General features: G+C 62.9%; 2 protein-coding genes. Both read right to left on the bottom strand.

Features of this window, described 5'->3' with window-relative positions:
* Positions 1–80: 80 nt before the first annotated feature.
* Positions 81–398, bottom strand: a complete 318-nt coding sequence (locus E8M78_RS20110) for a DUF736 domain-containing protein (RefSeq protein WP_137136746.1) — start codon at positions 396–398, stop codon at positions 81–83.
* Between the two features lie 643 nt (positions 399–1041).
* On the bottom strand, positions 1042–1491 hold a 450-nt coding region (locus E8M78_RS20105), incomplete at its 5' end, for a zincin-like metallopeptidase domain-containing protein (protein WP_246658410.1).

Raw genomic sequence — 1491 nt, 5'->3', positions numbered from 1 at the left:
GGCTCGATACCTGTCTCCGTCTTATCCAGGGAGAGAAGGAGAGCCCCGCCTTGCGGCGGAGCTCCTGGGGGAGGGGTAGATCACACCTCCCGCTTCGGGCGGTTCCAGATGAGGGCGTATTCGCCTTCCTTCTCGCTCGGCCACAGGGCCGCGGTGATCGGGGCGTTGAAGCTCGGGTCGTCCAGCTTGACCGAGATATATTCTTCGCCGTCGTTGGAGACCGCCTTCCAGCCTGCGCCGACCTCGACGCCGTTGCCGGCGGTGATGCGGAAGTCCGGGGCGTCGCGCGAGACGCGCTCGATGGGGTTCAGGCGGGCCTTCATGCTGACGGTCAGTGTGCGCACGTTGCCGACGATCGAGTTGTTGCCGTTGGTGGTGAATTCGCCGATGACTGCCATTGTCGTGTTCCTTTTCCGGTTGGTCGGGCCGCGCCTGTCGCGGCCTCGATGGCGGTGTAAGGACCGGGGGCGATTGACGCCGCACCCGCCAGGGCCGGAACGAAGTGGAGGGCGGCCGGAAGCGACTTTCTTGAGCCGCGAGGAATGCGAACCTGTTCGCAGGGGAAGAAAGTTGCGGAGGGCCGTTGCGGTCGAGGCGATCGAGACGAAGGCGTCCTTCGGTCACACCAGTTCCATCGAGGTCTGCACAGGTGCGCCCAGTTTCAAACGGGAAGGAACCGGATTATGGCGGTATTTCATCCGCGATCTACCAAGGCGACTGTGGTAATTGCACCGCTCCCACGTCGGCTCACGTCTGCACGGCCCGCCGCGCCCTACAATCCCTCACTGACGCCCAATTCGCATCACATCCATGACACATGCGCCGGTCAGCGCCATTGCAGGCGGTACTGATCGTGCGCGTGGGGTCTCGAACAAGCCGCATAGCCCGGATTCGATGGCGCTTCCTCGATGTTGATAAGAGAAATAGATGGGAACGCCTGGAAACCAGCATGCCCACGGCATGCCTCTATCGACCGTTCCGGGTCGCCGTCAGGTTGGGCCCATTCCGAGCGTCCGGCGGGGAAGGCCTTCGCCCTCCCCTTCATATGCAAAGCGTGCAGCAACAAGCGGCCTCTCTCTCGGCTTCTGCCTTCGGCTGGAGGTCATGAAGATAGGCGACAGCGCGCTGCGCATGTGCGGCCGCCTGGAAGATAGCCCGCTTGTCGGAGCCGAGAATCTCGGCCCAACTGTGGATATAGGCGGCGTGATCGGGCCGAGGCTCCAGCTCCGGAACGATACCGAGATCGGCGCAGAGCATCGCCGATCCCAATTCCACGAGCATCTCTTCGAATGCCCTCTCGCGGCGGTCTTTGTGATAGCGGCTGAGATCCCTGTTCAGGCGGCCGGGACCCGAAGTCCAATGCAAGGTTTCGTGAGCTCTCGTGGCAACGAAGGACGCCATGTCCCGGAACAGTTCGGGCTGGGGCAGCTGAATATGGTCAGTTGACGGGGAGTAATAGGCCTTGTCGCCGCCATAGCGGACCTCAGCGCC

It is taken from the genome of Rhizobium sp. FKY42 (assembly GCF_005222835.1).
In the GTDB taxonomy this organism is placed as follows: Bacteria; Pseudomonadota; Alphaproteobacteria; order Rhizobiales; family Rhizobiaceae; genus Neorhizobium.
Note: the sequence above shows the minus strand (reverse complement) of the source record. Positions and strands in the feature narration are given on the sequence as shown.